The sequence below is a fragment of the Oleiphilus sp. HI0066 genome, assembly GCF_001635725.1.
Map to the genome: position 1 here is coordinate 1 of NZ_LWFH01001512.1, position 534 is coordinate 534.

Consider the following 534-nt stretch of genomic DNA (forward strand, 5'->3'; position numbering starts at 1 on the left):
AAACTATTTGAATGTGCTTAAAGCCAAAGAGCTGGTATTACTCGCACAGGAAAATCTCGATATGCATTACAACATCAAACAAAAGGTCGATGACAGGCACGAACAAGGTGTCGGTGACAAAGCAGATATTGCACAAATTAATGGGCGTATTAGTCGTGCGGAAGCGAACTTAAACAATGCCCGAAATGAATTGATGGACACCCGCAGCCGATATATTTCTTTGGTCGGGAGCTTGTCCATCTCTATGAACAAGCCTCAAGCTGACAAGTCTTATATTCCTGACTCACGCTCACAAGCGCAGAGCGTGGCATTGGCAAATAATCCGACCATTTTGTTATCAACCTTCGATGTGAAAGCAGCTCAAGCGCAGTACAAATCGCGCAAGTCGGGTTATTACCCGCAAGTCGATTTGGTCATCGATGGTGGACAGAAAAAGAATGTGTCTGGGTTTAATGGCGAAGAAGAGGATGCGAGTGCCGTTGTCGAGTTGAATTGGAATTTATTCAACGGGACGCGCGATGTAAATGAAGCTAA

The 534-nt window shown here is 44.8% G+C and carries 1 protein-coding gene; it reads left to right on the forward strand.

Annotated features, from left to right (window positions below; genetic code table 11):
• The coding region (locus tag A3738_RS23580) for a TolC family protein (RefSeq protein ID WP_197473987.1) at positions 1-534 on the forward strand (534 nt) is incomplete at both ends.